This window comes from Photorhabdus tasmaniensis, from assembly GCF_011189505.1.
Lineage (GTDB): Bacteria > Pseudomonadota > Gammaproteobacteria > Enterobacterales > Enterobacteriaceae > Photorhabdus > Photorhabdus tasmaniensis.
On sequence record NZ_PUJU01000213.1, the window covers coordinates 1 to 503 of the forward strand.

1 protein-coding gene is annotated in these 503 nt (G+C 46.5%); it reads right to left on the reverse strand.

Annotation, left to right across the window (positions count from 1 at the left end):
- Positions 1-245 precede the first annotated feature (245 nt).
- Positions 246-503 (reverse strand): tail fiber assembly protein (locus C5471_RS23605; RefSeq protein WP_166296678.1); only part of this gene is annotated, 258 nt, incomplete at its 5' end.

Consider the following 503-nt stretch of genomic DNA (forward strand, 5'->3'; position numbering starts at 1 on the left):
TGGGAATTACCCCACCGGCAGTCGCTAAGGTTGAAAAGAATCCGATGAAAGCCAGCGTTGCGACACTTGAGCGCTATGCGGCGGCGTGTGGCGTCAACCTCAAAATTAGTATTGTTTAACTGTTGCCCGTCGCCTTGGTTAATGTATCCAAGAAGCGACGGGCATATAAGGTTTTTTTGATTCTGGTCGACCTCCTTTGTTCTCTGAAAAACCAGAATTAAATCAATGGTATCATGCCCCTATCCTTACTTCGGCTGCTCCGGCCATTCAACATTGGGTGCTTGTGAAGTATCTACCCGAGTGAGTAATACCCGGTATTTCTTCCATTCAAGCAAAGCGGCTTTCTCTGAGTCTGTCGCAACCTCCAAGTCAACCGAGTCTTGTAGCAATGAGAGAGTGTCATTTGCCTGTTGTAACAGTGCTGCTTGCTGTTGCTTGGCTTCATCAATCTGATGCGATTTGAGAAGGTCTTTATCAACTACCCATTCTTTACCGTTCCACTT